Here is a 518-nt window from a genome sequence, read left to right on the forward strand (position 1 = left end):
CTGCTGGGGTAAGTAAGGGTTGGGGTGGGAGCTTGGGCCGGGGAGTGCTTCCTGGCCTGGCTTTCCAGGGCTGGCACCGGAAACGGTGCCAGCCCTTTTTGCGTTGTGACCCGGCGGCGTCACAGGGTTGATACAAGGTGATACAGGATTTTTACCCCGCTTTTCCGACTCAAGTTTTCGGTTTTGCCTCAAGTTCCCGGATGTCGGGACGATAAAGGTGCACAGGGTTGTCAAAACCCGGCTGGCATCCACAGGCGAGTCCCACCCCAGGTTGATTTCCGCGATGCCCAGAAGAGCCACGTATCAACAAGTGGATCAAGACCCGTCGGCACGGAGCTGAGGCAGCGAGTGCTATTTTTTTACACAGGAGTTTCAAATGGCAGCCGTCATTAACACCAACATCAACTCGTTGTCCGCCCAGCGTTATCAGGGCATCAGCGACAAGGCCCTGAGCACCGCGATCCAGCGTCTGTCTTCGGGCCTGCGCATCAACAGCGCCAAGGACGACGCCGCCGGTC

At 58.1% G+C, this 518-nt stretch carries 1 pseudogene; it reads left to right on the plus strand.

Features of this window, described 5'->3' with window-relative positions:
* Positions 1–376: 376 nt before the first annotated feature.
* Positions 377–518: pseudogene (locus ACLBKS_RS16465) on the plus strand (flagellin); the annotation flags it as partial.

The sequence above is a fragment of the Hylemonella sp. W303a genome, assembly GCF_046452315.1.
Lineage (GTDB): Bacteria > Pseudomonadota > Gammaproteobacteria > Burkholderiales > Burkholderiaceae_C > Hylemonella.